Genomic DNA, 14,626 nt, shown 5'->3' with positions numbered 1-14,626 from the left:
CTATTTACAGTTTTACGACGCTAACGACAGTTCAGACTTTCCCGCGTGCTGCGCCAGCCACTCGCTGATGCGCGCCTGCTGCTCGGCATTCAGCCACATACCTTGTTTGGTCCGGCGCCAGATAGCGTCATCCAGACGGCGTACCCACTCGTGTTCTACCAGATAGCGCAGCTCGGCTTCATAAAACTCGTGGCCGAAATCTTCGCCCAGATCGGCAAGCGAAGTCGCTTCGCCGAGGATCCATTCGCTATTGCTGCCGTAAGTCCGCGCATAGTGGCGGGCCATCGATTCGCTGATAAACGAAAAGCGGCGGCGCAGCTTTGCCGCGTAGTCGTCACGGTCGCCGCCGATATCGCCGCCGGGCAGTACCGCGGTTTTGGTCCATGCCGGGCCGATGCCTTTATAGTAAGGCGTCAGTTTCTCCAGCGCATGCTCGGCAAGCTTACGATAGGTCGTGAGCTTGCCGCCAAAGACCGACAGCAGCGGAGCCTGTCCGTTTTCATCGTGAATATCGAGGGTGTAATCGCGGGTGATCGCCTGCGGTGAGTCGGATTCATCGTCGCACAGCGGGCGTACGCCGGAGTAGGTCCAGACAATATCGTCCCGCGTGAGCGTCTTTTTAAAGTGGGCGTTATAGACGTTCAGCAGGTAATTAATCTCTTTACCGTCGATCGCCACGGCTTTTGGGTCGCCTTTATATTCAACGTCGGTGGTGCCAATGATGGAGAATTCATCCATCCACGGGATCACAAAAACAATACGTTTATCTTCATTTTGCAGGATGTAGGCCTGCTTCTGCGCATGCACGCGCGGCACGACGATATGGCTGCCCTTAATCAAACGGATGCCGTACGGTGAGCGCAGGTGCATCCCTTCATCGAAGAACTGTTTAACCCACGGGCCAGTGGCGTTAACCAGACCGCGCGCCTGCCAGGTAAACTTCTCGCCGCTATCAATATCTTCTGCCTCAACAATCCACAAACCGTTTTCACGTTTTGCCGAGATGGCGCGGGTACGGGTGCGCACTTCCCCGCCTTTACGCACAACCATCTGGGCGTTGGCCAGCACCATGCGCGCATCGTCGACCCAGCAGTCGGAATATTCGAAACCGCGCACGATTTCAGGTTTAAGTACCGATTCTGTGCCAAAACGCAACCCGGTTGAGCTGGGTAAACTGGTGCGCTTGCCCAGATGATCGTACATAAACAGCCCAATGCGGATCATCCACGCCGGGCGCAGGTGCGGACGATGCGGTAAACGAAAGCGCATCGGGAAGGCGATGTGCGGGGCCATTTTTAATAACACTTCACGCTCGGCCAGCGCTTCGCTCACCAGGCGGAACTCATAGTGTTCAAGGTAGCGCAGCCCGCCGTGAATCAGCTTTGAGCTGGCGCTGGATGTGGCGCAGGCCAGATCGTTCGCCTCCAGCATCAGCACGGATAAACCACGCCCTGCGGCGTCTGCCGCGATACCGGCACCGTTGATGCCTCCCCCTATCACAATCAGATCTTTGGTTTCCACGCTCGCCACCTCTTACACTTTCGTTTAAGCTCATAAATGTTCGATATCGCTCAATATAGCAAACAATCGCGCTATTGGTAACATCAAAAAAACATTTCAGAGTGATGCGTGTAACATATTGGCGTTTATTTAGCGCCAGGCTGTACACTAGACGCTAAAATCCAGGGCGTTCGCCGCCTGCCTGTATATCCGTATATAAAGAAGAGAGCTTATGGATCGCTTTGAATGTATTAACGTAGAAGAAGCCCACCAGAAAATGCACCAGCAGACGGCGGTGCTGGTCGATATTCGCGACCCGCAAAGCTATGCAATGGGCCACACGCCGGGCGCTTTTCATCTGACTAACGATACGCTGGGCGCGTTTATGCGCGACAACGATTTTGATACGGCGGTCATGGTGATGTGTTATCACGGCAACAGCAGCAAAGGCGCCGCACAGTATCTGCTACAGCAGGGTTACGACAAGGTTTATAGCGTGGACGGCGGGTTTGATGCCTGGCATCGGCATTTCCCGGCGGAAGTTGCGCATGGCGCACTTTAGGCGTTAGCGTCGGTTGTGGCTATAATATCTCCCTTTGTGTGGAATAAGCGATCCGCTGCATGTTAATGATTACCTCTTTTGCCAACCCGCGCGTGGCCCAGGCGTTTGTCGACTATATGGCGACGCAGGGGATTATTCTGACTATTCAGCAGCATACGCAGAGCGATATCTGGCTGGCCGATGAGTCCCAGGCTGGACGCGTGCAGGCCGAGCTGGCCCGTTTTCTGGAAAATCCCGCCGATCCGCGTTACCTTGCCGCCAGCTGGCAGTCGGGGCACACCAACAGCGGGCTGCACTACCAGCGCTTCCCCTTTTTAGCGACGCTTCGCCATAACGCCGGGCCGGTGACCTGGGGCGTGCTCTTCGCCTGCATCGTCGTCTTTGTCCTGCAAACGGTCATTGGCGATCAACCGGTCATGCTGCTGTTGGCCTGGCCCTACGATCCTTCGCTGAAATTTGAAGTCTGGCGCTACTTTAGCCATGCGCTCATGCACTTCTCGCTGATGCATATTTTGTTCAACCTGCTATGGTGGTGGTACCTCGGCGGAGCGGTAGAAAAGCGCATTGGCAGCGGCAAACTGGTGGTGATTACCGTAATCAGCGCCTTGCTGAGCGGCTTTGTTCAGCATCAGTTTAGCGGCCCTTGGTTTGGCGGACTGTCCGGCGTGGTCTATGCGCTAATGGGCTATGTCTGGCTGCGAGGCGAGCGCGATCCGCAAAGTGGCGTTTATTTACAGCGCGGCTTGATACTCTTTTCTTTAGTGTGGTTAATTGCTGGCTGGTTTGATGTTTTCGGCATGTCGATTGCGAACGGCGCGCACGTGGCCGGTCTGGTGACCGGGCTGGCGATGGCGTTTGTTGACACGCAGAATGTGCGAAAACGAACGTAGAGATTCCCAGGGATATTTCATGAAACAAACACAACGTCATGACGCGATTATCGAGCTGGTAAAAAAACAGGGATACGTCAGTACCGAAGAGCTTGTCGAGCAGTTTGCCGTCAGCCCGCAGACCATTCGCCGCGATCTGAATGATTTAGCCGATCAGAAAATGATCCTCCGTCATCACGGCGGCGCCGCGCTACCTTCCAGCTCGGTGAATACTTCATGGCACGACAGGAAATCGACCCAGACTCAGGAAAAAGAGCGCATTGCCCGCAAGGTGGCGAGCGAAATCCCCGACGGTGCGACGCTGTTTATCGATATCGGTACCACGCCGGAAGCGGTAGCCCATGCGCTGCTTAACCATAACGATCTGCGTATCGTCACCAATAACCTCAACGTCGCCAATACGCTGATGGTGAAAGAGGATTTCCGCATTATTCTGGCCGGCGGCGAGCTGCGTAGCAGGGACGGCGGTATCATCGGTGAAGCCACCCTGGATTTTATCTCCCAATTTCGTCTTGATTTCGGCATTCTCGGCATCAGCGGTATCGACACCGATGGCTCACTGCTGGAGTTCGACTACCATGAAGTGCGCACCAAGCGGGCGATTATTGAAAACTCTCGTCACGTGATGCTGGTCGTTGACCATTCTAAGTTTGGCCGTAACGCGATGGTTAATATGGGCAGCATCAGTATGGTTGATGCGGTCTACACCGATGTTATGCCGCCGGCCGGCGTGCTGAAGGTGATTACCGACAATAATCTTCAGCTGGAGCTGTGCTGATTCATTAACTTTTCCCGGGGCAGGCCAACGCGCGCCGCATGGCGTGATGCCGCGGGTGATACGTCACGCGCTTATCTCCGGTGATGGAGAGGGAGAACGCCAGGCGGAGGGAAATTTTTCCGCCGGCGATTAATCAGGGTGGCGATGTATAAGGCCAGCCGATAGCGGCTTATACGCCGTATCCCATCATTTTCAACAGCTGCTGGGCATGCTGAACGGCATCCTGGCGGTGCGCCACGCCCAACTTCTGATACAAATTACGGATATGTGTTTTAATCGTCGTGGCGGCCACGTCCAGCTCACCGGCGATCTGCTCGTTGCTGTAACCGGAATAGATGAGCCCCAGCACCTGCCATTCGCGCTGGGTCAGCGGGCTGGTACGGATAAGTTCCGGCACTTCCGGATGGTTCAGCAGCCGCTCGACGAAGCTCTCGTCAAAGTGGGCGAACTTATGGCGATGATGCTGGTTGATATCGCGCAGAATACGCTGGGCGCGGTGCTGCTCCAGCTCCGGTAGCGTATTGAGCTGAATCAGCTGGCGCAGCTGCTGCGCCATCGCTTCGCCTTCAATGACAAAATGATTAATAAACCCGGTGCGGTTCGCGAGGGTGAGCGCTTCCAGCAGCGCTTTTTGCGCCTCGCTCTTACGCCCTGCCTGCCAGTAGAGCTGGTTGAGCAGCAGCAGGTTGCGGTTCAGATCGCTCATCAAACGCAGCGAGCGGGCGTTATCGTTTAACTCATCCAGTACCATTTCGGCGGAATCAAAATCGCCGAGCAGAATTTGCGCGCGGGCGATATTGCGCCACTGGCTCTGCAGGAAGTGGTTATTGGCGAACTCCGGTTTTGGCGTCTGGCGCAGCCAGTTTGCCGCGGCGGCTTTGTCGCCGATCATCTGCCAGTAGATAACCCGGACTTTATCGGCATTGGATACCCAGTCGCTATGGTAATGACCGTTGCCCAGCAGGTTTTCCAGGCGATTCAAATGGCTGCGGGCGTTATCCAGATCGCCGCGCGCCAGCGAGCACTGCACCATCAGCGTCAGGCACTGCAGCTGCTGCTGCGGTTGATAGGACGAGAGCACGTTCATGCCGCTGCGCGCGGAGGTTTCCGCTTCATCCAGCCGTGCCCAGGCCCACAGGAGCTGGGAACGAATACGCAGCAGGAACTCATGCATCGGCAGCTGTTCCAGATGCTGTTCACGAATGAGCTGGAAAGCTTTTTCCTGAATTTCCCAGGCGGCCTGCAGGAAGCCCTGTGCGAAGAGAATTTCGCTTTGCTGGATCATGCTCCATAACGCGTAGTGCCAGACGTCATGACGGCGGGCCATCTGTTCCGTCTGCTGCATGACCGCCAGCGATTTGCTCAACTGGCCTTTGCAGTGCAGAACTTCGCCGTGTACGGATGTGGCAACGATGCGGCTGTAGTAGCTGGCCAGCGGTAGTTCATCAAGGGCCACCATCGCCAGGCGCTCGGCTTCGTCCTGATCGCCGGCGTTGATCGCCACCTGGGCACGCAGGGCGTTGAAATCGCCGTGCATGGCGGTGTCCATTTCCGAATCCATTTCCTGCTCGGCGCGCGCCAGCAGGGTATTGACTTCACTATAGCGGTGCTGGCTCTGCATCAGCCAGGCCTGTAAAAGAATCAAACGCGGGTTTTCCAGCAGGTTTGACCAAGGCAGCGCGGCGAGGGACTGTTCCAGCAAACTCAGTTCGCTGTGGTTAAACATGCCCCACGCGTGGTTGAGCAGAATATCGCGCAGCATTTTGGCGTCACCCGCGGCCAGGGCGTGATGAATAGCTTCGCTCGGGAAGCCTTGCGCCATCCAGCTCTCAGCGGCCGCACGGTGAATTTCCGGCAGTTCGACCGCCAGCTCCCACTGGCAGCGCTGGCGCAGGAAGTTGCCGAACAGCGGATGGTAGCGAAACCATTCGCCGGAGTCGTCCATCCGCTGCAGGAATAATCCCTGACGCTCAATTTCTTCCAGCTGCATCTGGCCATTCTCTTCGCCGGTGACGCGGACGATGAGCGCATCGTTCATCGAGCGCAGCAGCGAGCTTTTTAGCAGGAAGTTACGCGTCCGCGGGTCCACGTTATCCAGCACCTCATCGACCAGATAGTCAGAAAGATGGCTGGCGTTAATACCGGCAAGACGACGGGCGGAGTGATGGGCGGAAGTATTGTTCTGGCGCGCCGAGAGGGCAATCAGCTGCAGCGCGGTGGCCCAGCCGGCAACATCGTCGCACAGCCTTTTGCTATCGTCGGCCTCAATAGGCGAACTGAGACGACAGTCGAAAAACTGCTTCGCTTCCTGATGGGTAAAAGCGAGCTGCTGGCTGCCGATTTCCAGCAGCTGATCGCGCACGCGCAGGTTGGCGATACCCAGCTGCGGCAGATTACGCGACAGCACCACCAGCGTCATATTTTCCGGCTGATGGCGGAGGAAGAAACGCATCGCATCATGAATAACCGGATTGGTGATCAGATGATAATCATCAATCACCAGGAATAGCGGGCGCTGCCAGTCGGCCAGCTCAATAAACAGTTGCGCGAAGAGAGAGGGCAGGCTGGCGTATTGGCGCTTTTGCACCATCGCTTCGCTGGCCGCACAGTGGCCGCCTGTCGCCTGCTGAACGGCGGCGATAAGATAGCTGGCAAAACGCTCCTGTTGGTTATCACCTTCATCCAGCGAGAACCAGCCGAGATCGTTTTTCCCCGCCGCCCATTGAGAAACGAGCGTGGTTTTACCGTATCCAGCCGGACTGGTCACCAACGCGAGACGATAATTGTTCGCGCCGGAAAGTTTCGCCAGCAATCGCTCACGAACCACAGTGTGTTCAAGGCGGACCGGGCGACTTAATTTAGACGGAATCAACATAGTTCTTCATTTCGCTGTGCAAGTGAGGAATTGCGAATTTTTTTGCGCTTCGTAATTAATATCCAATAAGGTCGGCCATAATGAATTTTATTGCAAGTTATGTCCGAGTTTTATGCTCTTGAATTTGCTCTATGTCACAAATTTGCATAGTGAGAGAAATTCATATAAATGCGCGGCAGCGCGCGCGGTTATTGGGATTGCGGAAGTTTTAGGCACGATAAGCTAATCTTTTATTACAAAATTAGTAGCTGTTTGTTTTTAATGAAATATTATCAGTGAAATCTTATAAGTCATCTTTTTGAGCTATTTCTGCATTACAGTCCGTTTATTCTGCAGATATTTACTTTTATTTGGCAATATTTACAAATCGATGTTTTGCCCGCTTTTATCGTCCTGGCTTGTAACAAAATTTAGCGCGGTAAGCAGGCCGATTTGTGGTTCCGGCGTGGCGAATTTTGCAGCATAATTTTTGCCGGTAAGCTAACGTAATAGTGGCCACGATCACACTTTTCGCTCATCCCTGCTACTCCTCCCCGGCTAATCCCTGGCGGGATGAGGACGTGACTCCGGGAGGTCGGCACACTAACGCTAACGTTTTAGTAAAGGACCCGGATTACTTATGTCACAGACTTCTTTTAACAAAGCTCAGTTTCAGGCTGCACTGACGCGTCAGTGGCAGCATTTTGGTTTACAGTCCGCTTCCGAGATGACCCAGCGTCAGTGGTGGCGCGCCGTAAGCGGCGCGCTGTCCGAGCTGTTGTCGGCTCAGCCGGTAGCGCAAGCGGCCGAAGGGCAGCGCCACGTAAACTATATCTCCATGGAGTTTTTGATTGGTCGCCTGACCGGCAACAACCTGCTTAACCTTGGCTGGTATCAGCAGGTCAGCGATGAGCTTCAGGCGCATGACGTTAACCTGACCGACCTGCTGGAAGAGGAAATCGACCCGGGCCTGGGCAACGGCGGCCTCGGTCGTCTGGCGGCATGTTTCCTTGATTCTATGGCCACCGTGGGACAATCGGCGACCGGCTACGGCCTGAACTACCAGTACGGCCTGTTCCGCCAATCTTTCGCTGATGGCCAGCAGATGGAAGCGCCGGATGACTGGGGGCGTAATAGCTACCCGTGGTTCCGCCACAACGAAGCGCTGGACGTGCAGGTTGGCCTCGGCGGTAAAGTGACCAAAAGTGGTGAGTGGGTACCGGCATTCGTGATTACCGGCGAAGCCTGGGATCTGCCGGTGCTGGGCTACCGTAACAACGTGGCTCAGCCGCTGCGCCTGTGGCAGGCTAAGCACGCGCATCCGTTTAACCTGACCAAATTCAACGATGGCGATTTCCTGCGTGCCGAACAGCAGGGCATTGACGCCGAAAAACTGACGAAAGTTCTCTACCCGAACGATAACCATCAGGCGGGTAAAAAACTGCGTCTGATGCAGCAGTACTTCCAGTGCGCCTGTTCGGTTGCCGATATTCTGCGTCGCCATCATCTGGCGGGCCGCAAGCTGGCGGAGCTGGCGGATTATGAAGTCATCCAGCTTAACGATACTCACCCGACGATTGCGATTCCGGAACTGCTGCGCGTGCTGATTGATGAGCATCAGCTGAGCTGGGACGACGCCTGGGCAATTACCAGCAAAACCTTCGCGTATACCAACCACACCCTGATGCCGGAAGCGCTGGAGTGCTGGGATGAGAAGCTGGTGAAAGCGCTTCTGCCGCGCCACATGCAGATCATCAAACAGATTAATGACCGCTTTAAAACGCTGGTGGATAAAACCTGGCCGGGCGATAAGCAGGTGTGGGCGAAACTGGCGGTGGTGCACGATAAACAGGTTCGCATGGCGAACATGTGCGTGGTGAGCGGCTTTGCGGTTAATGGCGTTGCCGCGCTGCACTCCGACCTGGTGGTGAAAGATCTGTTCCCGGAATATCACCAGCTGTGGCCGAATAAATTCCATAACGTCACCAACGGTATTACCCCGCGCCGCTGGATCAAACAGTGCAACCCGGCTCTGGCCGCGCTGCTGGATAAAACCCTGAAGAAAGAGTGGGCCAACGATCTCGACCAGCTGATCAACCTCGAAAAATATGCCGATGACGCTAAGTTCCGTCAGATGTATCGCGACATTAAGCTGGCTAACAAAGTTCGTCTGGCGGAGTTTGTGAAGCGGCGTACCGGTATCGAGATTAATCCGCAGGCGATTTTCGATATCCAGATCAAGCGCCTGCACGAGTACAAACGCCAGCACCTGAACCTGCTGAATATTCTTGCGCAGTACAAAGAAATTCGCGAGAACCCGCAGGTGGACCGCGTACCGCGCGTGTTCCTGTTCGGCGCGAAAGCGGCGCCGGGCTACTATCTGGCGAAGAATATTATCTGGGCGATCAATAAGGTTGCCGCCGCGATCAACAACGATCCGCTGGTCGGCGATAAGCTGAAAGTGGTATTCCTGCCGGATTACTGCGTCTCGGCGGCGGAAATGCTGATCCCGGCGGCGGATGTCTCCGAGCAGATCTCAACGGCGGGTAAAGAGGCCTCCGGTACCGGCAACATGAAGCTGGCGCTGAACGGCGCGCTGACCGTGGGAACCCTGGATGGAGCGAACGTGGAAATCGCTGAGCAGGTAGGCGAAGAAAACATTTTTATCTTCGGTCATACCGTGGAAGAAGTGAAAGCGCTGAAGGCCAAAGGCTACGATCCGCTGAAATGGCGTAAGAAAGACAAGCTGCTGGACGCGGTGCTAAAAGAGCTGGAGAGCGGTAAATACAGCGATGGCGATAAGCATGCTTTCGACCAGATGCTGCACAGCCTGCTGAAAGGCGGCGACCCGTACCTGGTGCTGGCAGATTTTGAAGCCTACGTGGCGGCGCAGAAGCAGGTTGATGAGCTGTATCGCGACCAGGAAGCCTGGACGCGCGCGACGATTCTGAATACCGCGCGCTGCGGCATGTTCAGCTCCGACCGCTCGATTCGCGATTATCAGCAACGTATCTGGCAGGCAAAACGCTAAGGACAGGCCTATGGAGACTAAACGCCTTGATAACGCAGCCCTGGCGGCGGGAATAAGCCCAAGCTATATCAACGCGCACGGTAAGCCGCAGTCCATTGCTGCGGCCACCAAGCAGCGGCTGCTTGATGCGATGCATCGTACCACCATCACCCCGAAGGCGGTGGTTAACCCACTGCCAGCGGTGCAGGTGTTCACCCACGGCAAAAAGATGTCTCTGCCGGTAGCGGGCCAGGGGGAGTTTCACTGGATCCTCACTACCGAAGAAGGGAAACAGTATCAGGGCCAGGCGCGCGGCGGTGAAACGCTGCCGCTGCCGGCAAGATTACCGGAAGGGTATCATACGCTCACGCTGACTCAGGACGGCGATCGCTGGCACTGCCGGGCGATCGTCGCGCCCGCGCGCTGCTACGAACCGCAGGCGCTGAAGGATGGCCAGAAACTGTGGGGAACCTGCGTGCAGCTGTATACGCTGCGCTCGGAGAAGAACTGGGGGATTGGCGACTTCGGCGATTTACGCGCGATGCTGCCGGAAATCGCCCGCCGGGGTGGCTCGTTTATCGGACTTAACCCGATTCACGCGCTCTATCCGGCTAACCCGGAGAGCGCCAGTCCGTACAGCCCCTCTTCGCGCCGCTGGCTCAACGTTATCTATATTGACGTCAATGCGGTAGAGGATTTCCGTCATAGCAAAGAGGCGCAGAAATGGTGGCAATCACCGGCTACGCAGCAGACTTTACAGGCCGCGCGCCAGACCGATGACGTTGACTATACCGCCGTGACCGCCCTTAAGCTCACCGCGCTGCGCATGGCCTGGAAAGGTTTTTCTGCGCGCAACGATGAGGCGATGGCGGAGTTTCGCCAGTTTGTCACCCGCGAGGGCGACAGCCTGTACTGGCAGGCGGCGTTTGACGCGCTGCATGCCTGGCAGGTGCAACAGGACCCGATGCGCTGGGGCTGGCCCGCGTGGCCGAAGGCTTATCAGGATACCGATAGCCCGGAGGTTAAAACGTTCTGCACCGAACATGCCGATGAGGTGAATTTTTACCTGTGGCTGCAGTGGCTCGCTTATACCCAGTTTGCCGAGTGCTGGCATACCAGCCAAAACGACGCCATGCCGATCGGCCTGTATCGCGACCTGGCGGTGGGCGTTGCGGAAGGCGGGGCGGAAACCTGGTGCGATCGCGAGCTGTACTGCCTGAAAGCCTCCGTCGGCGCGCCCCCGGATATCCTGGGCCCGCTGGGGCAAAACTGGGGCCTGCCGCCGATGGATCCGCATATCATGGTGGCGCGCGCCTATGAGCCTTTCGTCGAGCTGCTGCGCGCGAATATGCAAAACTGCGGGGCGCTACGCATCGATCATGTCATGTCGGTGCTGCGTTTGTGGTGGATCCCTTACGGCGAGACGGCCGATCACGGCGCCTATGTGCAGTATCCGGTAGACGATCTTTTGTCGATTCTGGCGCTGGAGAGTAAGCGTCATCGCTGTATGGTGATCGGCGAGGATCTGGGAACCGTACCGGTTGAGATCGTCGGCAAGCTGCGTAAAAGCGGCGTTTACTCCTACAAAGTGCTCTATTTCGAAAATGACCACGAAAAGGCTTTCCGTGCGCCGAAGGCGTATCCGGAGCAATCAATGGCTGTGGCAACGACGCATGACCTGCCAACGTTGCGCGGCTACTGGGAAAGCGGCGACCTGACGCTGGGTAAATCACTCGGCCTGTATCCGGATGAGGTGGTATTACGCGGACTGTATCAGGATCGCGAGCTGGCGAAGCAGGGGCTGCTGGATGCTCTGCACCGCTATGGCTGTCTGCCGAAGCGTACCGGACATAAAGCGTCGCTGATGGCGATGACGCCAACCCTGAATCGCGGAATGCAGCGCTATATCGCCGACAGCAACAGCGCGCTGCTGGGCCTGCAGCCGGAAGATTGGCTGGTGATGGCCGAGCCGGTCAATATTCCCGGGACCAGCACCGAGTATCCAAACTGGCGTCGTAAGCTTTCCACTACGCTTGAGGCGATGTTTGCCGATGAGCAGGTAAATAAGCTGATTAAGGATCTGGATAAGCGGCGCAAGGCGGCGAGTAAGAAGAAGCCAGCCTGATGTAAGCCAAAAAAGCCGGGAAGCGATTCCCGGCTTTTTATTCTCTTTAGCGTTTCGGCCCAGCGGCTACTAGCGCAGCGCCTGCTGGTGTATCGGTGTATTTCTCAAAGTTCTCGATGAATAGCTTCGCCAGCTGCTCCGCTTTTTCCTGCCACTGCTCTGGCGAGCCGTAGGTGTTGCGCGGGTCGAGGATATGGGTATCCACCCCCGGCAGCTCGGTCGGGATCTGCAGCTCAAACATCGGCAGAGTGAAGGTTTCGGAATTGTCCAGTGAACCATCAAGAATCGCATCGATAATGGCGCGAGTATCTTTGATCGAGATACGTTTGCCGGTACCGTTCCAGCCGGTGTTGACCAGATAGGCCTGGGCGCCGGAAGCCTGCATGCGTTTCACTAGCACTTCTGCGTACTGCGTTGGGTGCAGAGACAGGAAGGCGGCGCCAAAGCAGGCGGAGAAGGTTGGCGTCGGCTCCGTGACGCCGCGCTCGGTACCGGCCAGCTTGGCGGTGAAGCCAGACAGGAAGTGGTACTGGGTCTGGTCGGCGGTCAGACGAGAAACCGGCGGCAGAACGCCAAAGGCGTCAGCGGTGAGGAAGATAACCTTGGTGGCATGACCGGCTTTGGAGATGGGCTTAACGATGTTCTCGATATGATTGATCGGATAAGAGACGCGGGTGTTTTCGGTCTTTGAACCGTCGTTAAAATCGATGGTGCCGTCAGCCAGCACGACCACATTCTCCAGCAGCGCATCGCGGCGAATCGCATGGTAGATATCCGGCTCTGCGGCTTCGGATAGCTTAATGGTCTTGGCGTAGCAGCCGCCTTCGAAGTTGAATACCCCGTCGTCATCCCAGCCGTGTTCGTCATCGCCAATCAGGCGGCGTTTCGGATCTGTAGAGAGGGTGGTCTTGCCGGTACCGGAAAGGCCGAAGAAGATAGCGACATCCTCTTTTTCCCCGACGTTGGCGGAGCAGTGCATGGAAGCGATGCCCTTCAGCGGCAGCAGGTAGTTCATGATCGAGAACATCCCTTTTTTCATTTCGCCGCCGTACCAGGTTCCGCCGATAAGCTGGATGCGCTCGGTCAGGTTGAACGCGACGAAGTTTTCGGAGTTCAGGCCCTGTTCTTTCCACTGCGGGTTGGTGCACTTAGCGCCGTTCATCACGATGAAATCCGGCTTGAAGTTTGCCAGCTCTTCCTCGCTTGGGCGAATAAACATGTTTTTCACGAAATGCGCCTGCCAGGCGACTTCGGTAATAAAGCGGACGCTCAGGCGGGTGTCGGCATTGGCGCCGCAGAAGGCGTCAACGATAAACAGGCGCTTGCCGGAGAGCTGGCGGGTCACCAGCCCCTTCAGGTGCTGCCACGTTTCCTCAGAAAGCGGCTTGTTGTCGTTCTTACCTTTGCCTTTATCGGCCCACCACACGGTATCGCGGGTGGTGTCGTCACGAACGATATACTTATCTTTTGGAGAACGGCCGGTAAAAATACCGGTATCTACGGCGATTGCACCAAGATTTGTTAATACGCCACGTTCATAACCTTCCAGATTGGGGGCGAGCTCTTCCTGATACAATGTATCGTAGCTGGGGTTATGGACGATATCCTGGACGTCATTGATACCATAAGCCTTGAGATCCTGCGGGGTTAAACCATTATTAACGCGCATGTCACTGCTCCTTAGCCAATATGTACTGCTTTAAATTGTAGGGTTTATTACGGGGTATAGACCGCGACCAGGCTCATAGATTTACGTATCTCGACAAACGGCGGACTTACGAAAAACGTTGTGACTCCTGTCACGAGGCGTAGGGGATTATCTCAGGAATTAGGGCTACAGTGGGGGTAGATGTTTCTTAATGGTTAAAAAGTAATTAAAAAAACTGTTGAAATGTGAATGTAATCGCTTACCTGAAAGAAAATTACGTAACTCTTTCATGGGGAATCGATTCACCACGCGAAGAAAAATCGTTGACGTCAGGCGCGAGGAGGAAAACCGCGCCTGACAGAGTGGGGATTAATGGATTTGCGGATCGGCCGGGGAGGCGTTGTTACGAATTTCGGCAATATCCATCGCATTAAAGATGTAATGATTACCGCAATAGTCGCAGTGCATATCGATTTCTCCTTCGTCGGCCAGGATGCTATCGATCTCCTCATCCGGCAGCGTTTTCAGCGCGCCGGCGCAGCGCTCGCGAGAGCAGGTGCATTTAAACTCAACGCCCTGCGGCTCGTAAACGGTGACTTCTTCTTCGTGATACAGGCGCCAGAGCACATCGTTCGCGGGCAGGGTAAACAGCTCTTCAGCTTTGATGGTTTCGGTCAGGGTGCTCAGATGTTCGAAATCAGCCGCCTGCGCGTCCTGCGCCGGCAGAACCTGCAGCAGCATGCCGCCGGCCATTGGTTTACCTTCGTGTTCACCGCTACGGATGATCAGTCGGGTTGGCAGCTGTTCAGAGCGCTGGAAGTAATCTTCGAGGCAGGCCGCCAGCGTATCGCCTTCAAGACCAACCACGCCCTGATAGCGCTCGCCCTCTTCCGGAGAGATGGTAATGACCAGATAACCATTACCGACCATGGTTTTCAGGTCCGCCCCTTCCGGGATCTCGCCCTGGGTGCGGGCGACACCGCGCATCTGCTGCTGGTTGTTGCCGTTGATCACCGCCAGCGACAGCGGGCCATCGCCCTGCAGCTGAACGGTAATATCGCCCGCGAACTTCAGCGTGGCGGTCAGCAGGCTGGTAGCGACCAGCAGTTCCGCCAGCAAGGTTTTCACCGGCTGCGGGTAGCTATGGTTGGTCAGAATCTGTTCTAAAGTTTCTGAAACTGTTACCAGCTCACCGCGTACGGCATAGTTTTCAAACAGATAGCGGTGTAATTGATCGTGTTGAGTCATAATCATCTCTC

Annotated in this window: 9 protein-coding genes; 5 read left to right on the top strand and 4 right to left on the bottom strand. The window is 55.9% G+C overall.

Annotated elements, in window-relative coordinates; genetic code table 11:
• Positions 1 to 12 precede the first annotated feature (12 nt).
• Positions 13 to 1,521: a glycerol-3-phosphate dehydrogenase gene (gene glpD, locus KCG39_RS16600; RefSeq protein WP_004126088.1), complete on the bottom strand. Its 1,509-nt coding sequence runs from the start codon at positions 1,519 to 1,521 to the stop codon at positions 13 to 15.
• A 211-nt stretch (positions 1,522 to 1,732) separates the two neighbouring features.
• Here glpD and glpE point away from each other — a divergent pair, with 211 nt between their 5' ends.
• Genes glpE through KCG39_RS16585 form a run of 3 tightly spaced genes read left to right on the top strand, consistent with a single transcriptional unit; the run spans position 1,733 to position 3,730 of the window.
• A complete protein-coding gene (gene glpE / locus KCG39_RS16595) occupies positions 1,733 to 2,062 on the top strand; it encodes a thiosulfate sulfurtransferase GlpE (protein ID WP_004126086.1) in 330 nt (109 codons plus the stop codon).
• Positions 2,063 to 2,121: 59 nt separating this feature from the next.
• Positions 2,122 to 2,952, top strand: coding sequence for a rhomboid family intramembrane serine protease GlpG (glpG, locus tag KCG39_RS16590; RefSeq protein WP_032741973.1), 831 nt, complete (start codon positions 2,122 to 2,124; stop codon positions 2,950 to 2,952).
• 19 nt (positions 2,953 to 2,971) lie between these two features.
• Positions 2,972 to 3,730, top strand: coding sequence for a DeoR/GlpR family transcriptional regulator (locus KCG39_RS16585; protein ID WP_004126080.1), 759 nt, complete (start codon positions 2,972 to 2,974; stop codon positions 3,728 to 3,730).
• A 169-nt stretch (positions 3,731 to 3,899) separates the two neighbouring features.
• Here the strand turns inward: KCG39_RS16585 and malT are convergent, their stop codons facing one another.
• A complete protein-coding gene (gene malT / locus KCG39_RS16580) occupies positions 3,900 to 6,605 on the bottom strand; it encodes an HTH-type transcriptional regulator MalT (protein WP_004126077.1) in 2,706 nt (901 codons plus the stop codon).
• Between the two features lie 619 nt (positions 6,606 to 7,224).
• On the opposite strand from malT, the gene malP reads away from it, so the two are divergent.
• Both malP and malQ read left to right on the top strand, forming a co-directional pair.
• Positions 7,225 to 9,615, top strand: a complete 2,391-nt coding sequence (gene malP / locus KCG39_RS16575; RefSeq protein WP_087828643.1) for a maltodextrin phosphorylase — start codon at positions 7,225 to 7,227, stop codon at positions 9,613 to 9,615.
• Between the two features lie 10 nt (positions 9,616 to 9,625).
• Positions 9,626 to 11,719 (top strand): 4-alpha-glucanotransferase, encoded by a 2,094-nt coding sequence (gene malQ, locus KCG39_RS16570; protein ID WP_087828644.1) that lies wholly within the window; start codon positions 9,626 to 9,628, stop codon positions 11,717 to 11,719.
• A gap of 46 nt (positions 11,720 to 11,765) precedes the next feature.
• On the opposite strand, the gene pckA is transcribed toward malQ, so the two are convergent.
• Together pckA and hslO are read right to left on the bottom strand one after the other, a co-directional pair.
• A complete protein-coding gene (gene pckA, locus KCG39_RS16565) occupies positions 11,766 to 13,388 on the bottom strand; it encodes a phosphoenolpyruvate carboxykinase (ATP) (protein WP_211811431.1) in 1,623 nt (540 codons plus the stop codon).
• A 348-nt stretch (positions 13,389 to 13,736) separates the two neighbouring features.
• Entirely contained in the window at positions 13,737 to 14,621 is an 885-nt protein-coding gene (gene hslO / locus KCG39_RS16560; RefSeq protein ID WP_162626051.1) for an Hsp33 family molecular chaperone HslO, read from the bottom strand.
• Positions 14,622 to 14,626 lie beyond the last annotated feature (5 nt).

It is taken from the genome of Klebsiella pasteurii, assembly GCF_018139045.1.
GTDB lineage: Bacteria > Pseudomonadota > Gammaproteobacteria > Enterobacterales > Enterobacteriaceae > Klebsiella > Klebsiella grimontii.
The sequence above is the reverse complement of the archived record's forward strand: the minus strand, read 5'-3'. Positions and strand labels throughout refer to the sequence as shown.

Coding starts and splice junctions, on each gene's coding strand:
- glpE (WP_004126086.1), top strand. CDS start 1,733: ATGGATCGCTTTGAATGTATTAACGTAGAAGAAGCCCACCAGAAAATG.
- malQ (WP_087828644.1), top strand. CDS start 9,626: ATGGAGACTAAACGCCTTGATAACGCAGCCCTGGCGGCGGGAATAAGC.
- malT (WP_004126077.1), bottom strand. CDS start 6,605: ATGTTGATTCCGTCTAAATTAAGTCGCCCGGTCCGCCTTGAACACACT.
- hslO (WP_162626051.1), bottom strand. CDS start 14,621: ATGATTATGACTCAACACGATCAATTACACCGCTATCTGTTTGAAAAC.
- KCG39_RS16585 (WP_004126080.1), top strand. CDS start 2,972: ATGAAACAAACACAACGTCATGACGCGATTATCGAGCTGGTAAAAAAA.
- malP (WP_087828643.1), top strand. CDS start 7,225: ATGTCACAGACTTCTTTTAACAAAGCTCAGTTTCAGGCTGCACTGACG.
- pckA (WP_211811431.1), bottom strand. CDS start 13,388: ATGCGCGTTAATAATGGTTTAACCCCGCAGGATCTCAAGGCTTATGGT.
- glpG (WP_032741973.1), top strand. CDS start 2,122: ATGTTAATGATTACCTCTTTTGCCAACCCGCGCGTGGCCCAGGCGTTT.